The 505-nt window shown below is 39.4% G+C and carries 1 protein-coding gene; it reads right to left on the reverse strand.

Translation table 11 applies throughout. The features are described from left to right. On the reverse strand, positions 1-505 hold a 505-nt coding region (locus tag AC3G7N_RS22810), incomplete at both ends, for a DNA polymerase (RefSeq protein WP_489424370.1).

Consider the following 505-nt stretch of genomic DNA (forward strand, 5'->3'; position numbering starts at 1 on the left):
ATCTGCTGCAAACATAATCCAATTCTCTTTTGAAGGGATGAAGGCCTGCCTGATTTTTCTTCCCTCTTCCAGTCGGATAGGTATATTCTGCAGGTTAGGGTCAACAGAACTAAGTCTACCCGTTTGTGCTAAAGCCTGATTATAGCGCGTATGAATTTTGTTTGTATCTTTATTAACCACTTTTAGCAATCCTTCAAGGTATGTGGATTGCAGTTTGCTTAATTGACGGTACAAAAGTAATTTAGGAATTATTTCATGCTCCCCCTGCAGTTGTTCCAGCACATCTGCTGCAGTAGAATAACCCGTTTTTGTTTTCTTTATTACTGGTAGTTCCAGTTTTTCGAATAAAATCGGTCCCAGTTGTTTAGGTGAGTTTAAATTAAATGTCTCACCAGCAAGCTCATAGATATTTGCTTCAATCTCATCCAATCGCTCTTTTAATTCGCCACGCATTTTCTTCAGCCGTTCTATATCGATTTTTACACCGGTATGCTCCACGTCTCCA

It is taken from the genome of Virgibacillus carmonensis, from assembly GCF_057836705.1.